Consider the following 5,739-nt stretch of genomic DNA (forward strand, 5'->3'; position numbering starts at 1 on the left):
ATATATGATTGATAATAAGATACCTTTTAAAGCCTTAAGGGACGGAGAAGTAATTATAATTGAATAATTGCCTTTTCTGAATTATCACCCTAATAAACATTGCAGACGATCTTCCTTTATCGGGCGCTTTCGCGGAATAAAAAATGCGCCTACTATTGGTATGGAAATGCTGAAAAGTATTCCGAAGTGATGTATGATGCTCGGGATGCCTCTTATTGTGTTATAATAAGTTTAATAAAGAAACGTAACCTTTGAGGTGATAAATGATGAGATCTTTAAGCAAAAATGTTAAAGAAGAGCTCGTTAATGCCATGAATGATGAAAATTCAGCGATGTTTGTTGTTGATGGAAAACTAATCTCTTTAGAGGCGCATGATATGCCTTCTATAAATGAAGAGCTCGATAATTTGGCGCAGGAAATCGAAGAGTATCCGGAATTAAAGAAATCACTGCAACGTTTTCTTGATAATCCAGATATGAAACGCTATACAGCGGAAGAGTTAAAGGAGTCACGGCATGACAGAAGATAACCTTAAGTTTTCGGTTTATTTTACAGATGAGTTTAATAAATGCTTGGATCAGATCCAAGCATTTTTTTCGGAGCAAGGAGAAGATGTGCTTGAATGGTGGTTTTCTAAAGAAGATGACATGATTGACGAAATCAATCGGCTGTTATCTTCTTTTCCATATGCCGGAAAGATGGTCGAGCAGGGGCCTTTTAAAGGGTTCCGTTATCTTACATATGGAAAAAGCCGTCATCGAATGTTAAATTATTTGGTTTTTTATACAGTTTATGAAAATGATTGCGATATTGATGTCATTAATATTGTACCTGCACGTTCAAAGAGGAAACGGAAAAAATAGTTCTCGTATACTAAACAAAGGTTAATTTTTTGCAGAATTGTTTCTTTCCACAATCGGGCACATTTCCGGAATAAAATCTTATTCTAGTAAAATTTGACAATGTCAATTATGCTAATGGAGGTTTTTGATGAAAAATCATATAAAAGTGAATGGGAGACTCCTTCCAACAAATAAGCATTTTTCGCAATTGAAAGAAAACCAAAAGAATTGGATTATTCCTGAACTTTATAATCTATATCACAATAAAATGAAGGAAATACGTACAACAAGAAAACTCCCCCCACGCCATCGGGATACAGTTATTTCATCTCTATATGAACAGATTCAGGATAGGGAAATATGGATTCCTTATGGTGAAGTAAAAAAATACACATATAGTAAGACCACAAAGATGGTGAAATTATTCAGGAAACGATTCCCTAAGTTGAGTGAAGAAATAGAGTCCGAGCACGGTTAACAGAATGGATTTTGAACTTTTGTACTGAAATAAAGCACAAGTCGTTGTAAAGTATACTTGCCCCTGCACCGATTAGAAAAAGGCGTCAGTATTTTTGCGATTACTCAAAGGTTTTATTTTGTTATACATTTCGATTGTTGAATAAAGATTGTGTAAAAAGACCATACTGGAATCAAATTAATTGATTCCTAGTATGGGAGCGTGAAATACATGTTGCTGTCAGAAGCATGGGAAAAACACCGGTCTGATAAAAGAATTGAGGGTTATTCTCCTCTTACTTTGAAGATGTATGGTTTTCAATGCGATCTTTTACAGCGTTATTTTGGTGATATCAGAATGGGTGATATTACCACAGAAAATTTGAAGCAATACCTGGGCGAAGCTGGAGGACATTTAAAGCCATCCAGCTTGGGTCATCGTGTCCGATTTATTAAGTCATTATTTAAATGGACACATGAGGAAGGTTTTATCTTAAAAAATCCGGCTGCCAAATTAAAAGAGCCTAAGTTAGGTAAGCGAATTCCAAAGTTCCTTTCCGAACATGAAATTGAACATCTCCGGGAGGGATGTCATACATCGATGGAGAATGCTTTGTTTGAATTTTTTTATTCAACTGGCTGCAGGATTGGAGAAGTTGCGAAGTTAAATCGAGATGATATTAATTTCACTGAAAACTCGGTGATTGTACATGGAAAAGGTGACAAGGAAAGAGAAGTTTATTTTAATATACGCTGTGCGATTTGGCTAAGAAGGTATTTAGACGAACGTGTCGATGATGAACACTGTTTATTTGTCACAGAACGTAAACCTATAAGACGCATGAGTGTAGACACATTGAGATACATTGTTAAACGTATATCCAATCGTGCAGGAATCAAAAAAACGATTCACCCCCATCAATTACGTCACAGTTACGCTACACACATGGTAGACAAGGAGCCCCTCTTGAAGTAATCCAAGCCTGCTTGGTCATGAAAAGAGTGAAACAACAAGAATTTACGCTCATCTTAGTGGAAAATTGAGGCATGATCTTTATAGCAAGTATTTTTGATATACATTTACATTACTTTGGAGAAAATTAAAAATCCCCTATTTGAACATTTATGTTGATGCAAATATAAGATATAATAAGATCATACCTTAATGGAGGTGAATGATATGTCTATGCCAGAGAGAATCATTCAGGAAATTGACATGTTGAGTGAGCATGACAGACAAAAAGTACTCAAAAAAATTAAAGAAAAGTATATGGCTAGGGACGTCATTTTGCTAGGTGAAAGTTACTCCTGGTGGGATAATGAGGAAGATGATATATATAATGAGCGGTAAAATGAAACAGGGTGATGTTTGGTTGGCAGATGTCCTTTTTAAAGGGACCCGTCAAACTAAACAGCGCCCTGTTATTATTGTTGGAAATGAACTGGCGTTAGATGTGGATGTCATTATTGCACCGGTTACCAGTCACAAACCAAGAAATCAATTTGATGTTGTTTTGGAATATTGGAAAGAAGCTGGGTTGTTAAAACCATCCGTAGCACGTACTTCAAAGATCACTTCTGTTCACGGCTCCGAATTAAAACATCATATTGGTGAGTTACATAACCATGATCTTGAACAAATACTAAATATGTGTAAAAAATTATTTTAATAATGCAGTAATTGTTTTAGTTCTGCAAAAGGGCCATTTTCTTGAACAAAACCTTCACATAAAACTTAGCTATATTGAAGAAAAGGGGGCAGGATTTTAGTTGACGTATATTAAAATTAGTATAGTTCTATCTTTGATAAGCTTATGTCTGTTGCTTTTTGGTTTATTTGCTGAAGAGATAAGATATGGCTTTATTATTGCAGGTATAATTGTCAATTATATAGGGGTCGCTATGTCGATTACTGGTGCCATAAAAAGGGTGAAAAAAGTTAATTAAAGTTATTCTTCAATCGGGCGCCATTCCGGAATAAAGGGCAGCGTCCAATTACACTTTTGGAGCTAAGATTAGTTTGGTATTTATGTTAAAATTCAATCAAATTACTCAGTCAATGAGTGATGGGAAATGTTTACTTGGTGTGTAGGGAGAGTGTGCTATGAGTTTTTTTGGAAAGTTAAATGTTGTTAGCGCCTTATATGCCTTTGTGTTGTTTATCGCTATTGAGCTTATGTTAAATGTATATCGCATTGCCAGAGTAACAGGTTGGGAATTGGAGATCGTTACTAAAGCTGGTATTGCTATTTATATTATTGGGTTTATATTTTCTACTGCTCTATTTATCATCATAACAAAAAAGTGGATGGAGGCACGAAACGCTATTTTTTGGTCAACTCTCCTTTGGGTCCCCTATTTCGTTCTTTTTATCTTTACGTTTGCAACACTGTTCCCTATAAATAACCCGGGTGACGAGCCCAATCCTGGAGTTGGATTACTAATTATTGGTGCGCTACTCTTTTATCCAGTTTACTTATTGTTTATTAATGTATTTGGTTCGGGACTAGGCATTACTGAAGATGAAAATACAATATAAAATAAAAAATGCGTAAGTAAAATAATCTAAGATAATTATTTCCCATCTGCCATTAACGGGCGCCTTTATGGAATAAGGAGGCCTTACTTTTTCATGAAGTGAAACTATAATTAAGTTTAATCGTAATTATGTCAAGAAGGAGGGATACAGGTTTGAAACGTACTGCGGAAATCACATTGGGAGTTATTGCCCTTGCACTTCAACTACTTGTAATAATTCTTCTGGTGTCATTTATGGTCTTTTTCAGCTTCCAATTTCCTGAAATGATGTCCGAAAAATTTGTACCATGGTATGCATGGTTTGTAGTTGCCGTTCATGCTACTGGATTCATTTTAGGTGTCATTGCTCTCGTCTTATTAAAGAGTAAACCGAAAACTGCTGGAATTGTATTAATTGCTACAAGTATAGTCATGTTATTACTTACATTAGGGGGAACACTTATACAGTCTGCTTTATTTATAATTGCAGGAATTATGTGCTTGGCAAGAACCCCAGTCGGCACATTGAAAGGTGCTTCACTCTAAATAAAATCAGGTTAATGATCTTCCATAAAAGGGCGCCTTAATCGAACAATCGTATGCTGGAATCGGGCCATTTTGCTTAATACGAGAGGGGGAACTGAATGAAAAAACAAGATAATGTTATTTTTCGAGAGGTACAATACTTTCGTCAAGTTTGGTTGTGGGTATTAGTCTTGTTACTTGCTGGATTTATGTGGTATATCACAATTAAGCAGATTATTTTTGGAGTCGCTATGGGCGATAATCCTGCTCCTGATGTATTGTTAATTATTTTTTGGTTGGTTTTTGGAATTCTCTTTCCAGTATTTATGCTATGGATGTGCAGATTGATTATTGAAGTCCGCTCTGATGGTATTTATATACGCTTTGCTCCCTTCCATTCTCAATATAAGTCTTTCTTATTTAAGGACATCATTAGCTATAAATCCGTTATATACAATCCCCTCAAGCGTTTTGGAGGTTGGGGCGTACGTTTTAATGCCAAGGGAGAAACAGCGTACAGCATAAGTGGAAAACAAGGAATAGAATTACGATTAAGAAACAGTACCGTTGTTGTGGGAACACAAAACCCAGATAAATTGTTAAAGGCTATGAGCTCTAAATCATAAATATATAGTGAAATTGAATACTTCCACAATCGGGCGCCGTTCGACAAGCTATGCTATAAGCGCTTTGAAGCGTGAAATGCAGAGGATTACTTAGAGTTAATCCAAACTTTACAACGGAGGATGGGAATGACGGAACCAAGTTTCCCGAAACCATCCCGTCAATACTCCTGCATGCGTCATGACTGACAGGTCATGGGGTTTGAAGAACAGGTAGATTCGGCTGAACGAAGGCTGAAGCCACTCCACAAGAGAAGGTATGCCGACGGATATGCCGCGCGGCTGAAAAACTGGATATGGTGAGAATGTTCTCACGAAAGGGAACTGACAAACTTCCGAATGTACGGGGCTAGAGTTAAAACATAGGGAAACTTATGAGTCATCCAACGATGGCGTGAGTGGTGTAGAGTAAAAATGCGCCCTCTGAAATACACTATACCGGACAACGGCGGTATCCAGCTCACAGGCTTATAGGAAGCGCCTACGTCCAGAATAGATAGCTACGTTGTAAGGCACTTGGAAAGCAAGGAACGTTGGAACAAGGACTGTCATCTGAAACGGTTGCTATAAGGCTTATGTCAAAAAGCATTTATCCTTGTGAGGGTAGGGGCATGGCTGATGAATCTTCTGTAATGGAAGTGGAGGAACAGCCCCAAGTCCAGCGAATGGAACGATGGTTTTCCAAGCGTTTATCGCGCCGATCGGGTAGGAATGTGTGATTTTACACAGCGCGAGCTTTCAGGCAAGCGCTTTCTATTTGGACGATAGTTTTCCT

At 37.2% G+C, this 5,739-nt stretch carries 8 protein-coding genes and 1 pseudogene; all 9 read left to right on the forward strand.

Annotated features, from left to right (window positions below; translation table 11 throughout):
- Nucleotides 1-263: 263 nt before the first annotated feature.
- The 9 genes and pseudogenes from E4U82_RS19040 (at nt 264) to E4U82_RS19075 (ending at nt 4,967) form a co-directional block, all read left to right on the forward strand.
- Entirely contained in the window at nt 264-530 is a 267-nt protein-coding gene (locus E4U82_RS19040) for a hypothetical protein (protein WP_135111824.1), read from the forward strand.
- Nucleotides 517-864 carry a type II toxin-antitoxin system RelE/ParE family toxin gene (locus tag E4U82_RS19045; protein WP_135111825.1) on the forward strand — a complete coding sequence of 116 codons (348 nt, stop codon included), beginning with the start codon at nt 517-519 and terminating at the stop codon, nt 862-864. Before E4U82_RS19040 ends, E4U82_RS19045 begins: the two co-directional genes overlap by 14 nt.
- A gap of 127 nt (nt 865-991) precedes the next feature.
- Nucleotides 992-1,321 (forward strand): hypothetical protein, encoded by a 330-nt coding sequence (locus E4U82_RS19050; protein WP_135111826.1) that lies wholly within the window; start codon nt 992-994, stop codon nt 1,319-1,321.
- Nucleotides 1,322-1,531: 210 nt separating this feature from the next.
- Nucleotides 1,532-2,372 (forward strand): annotated as a pseudogene (locus E4U82_RS19055) (tyrosine-type recombinase/integrase).
- Nucleotides 2,373-2,479: 107 nt separating this feature from the next.
- Nucleotides 2,480-2,650, forward strand: a complete 171-nt coding sequence (locus E4U82_RS20090; RefSeq protein ID WP_167751501.1) for a hypothetical protein — start codon at nt 2,480-2,482, stop codon at nt 2,648-2,650.
- Nucleotides 2,640-2,969 carry a type II toxin-antitoxin system PemK/MazF family toxin gene (locus E4U82_RS19060; protein ID WP_245183660.1) on the forward strand — a complete coding sequence of 110 codons (330 nt, stop codon included), beginning with the start codon at nt 2,640-2,642 and terminating at the stop codon, nt 2,967-2,969. The genes E4U82_RS20090 and E4U82_RS19060 overlap by 11 nt, the downstream gene beginning before the upstream one ends.
- Before the next feature lie 434 nt (nt 2,970-3,403).
- Nucleotides 3,404-3,838 (forward strand): hypothetical protein, encoded by a 435-nt coding sequence (locus E4U82_RS19065; protein ID WP_135111827.1) that lies wholly within the window; start codon nt 3,404-3,406, stop codon nt 3,836-3,838.
- Nucleotides 3,839-3,990: 152 nt separating this feature from the next.
- The gene (locus E4U82_RS19070) at nt 3,991-4,362 is read left to right on the forward strand and encodes a DUF4064 domain-containing protein (protein ID WP_167751502.1); all 372 of its coding nucleotides are present in this window, start codon (nt 3,991-3,993) and stop codon (nt 4,360-4,362) included.
- Between the two features lie 98 nt (nt 4,363-4,460).
- Nucleotides 4,461-4,967: a DUF6141 family protein gene (locus tag E4U82_RS19075; protein WP_135111829.1), complete on the forward strand. Its 507-nt coding sequence runs from the start codon at nt 4,461-4,463 to the stop codon at nt 4,965-4,967.
- Nucleotides 4,968-5,739: the final 772 nt, after the last annotated feature.

The organism is Lentibacillus salicampi (genome assembly GCF_004565465.1).
In the GTDB taxonomy this organism is placed as follows: Bacteria; Bacillota; Bacilli; order Bacillales; family Amphibacillaceae; genus Lentibacillus; species Lentibacillus salicampi.